Consider the following 232-nt stretch of genomic DNA (forward strand, 5'->3'; position numbering starts at 1 on the left):
GTATCAAGGCGTGGAATCGCTAAGCCGTCAAACCGAACTGCTGCAAACCGCCCATAATCAGGCGGCACGCCACGCGGCCGATACGGAAAAAATGTTTCGCAACGGCTACAAAACGCTGGATGTCGCCCTCAAAGCCCATATCGCCGAAGGCCAAATGCAGGAAAACCTGATTGCGGCGCGGCTGGCAAGGGCGCAGATGCTGGTGTCGCTGTATAAGGCATTGGGCGGAGGC

General features: G+C 57.8%; 1 pseudogene. It reads left to right on the top strand.

What is annotated here, in order from left to right:
• Nucleotides 1–232: pseudogene (locus ACTHS3_RS18785) on the top strand (TolC family protein); the annotation flags it as partial.

The organism is Neisseria sp. P0009.S007, assembly GCF_051962515.1.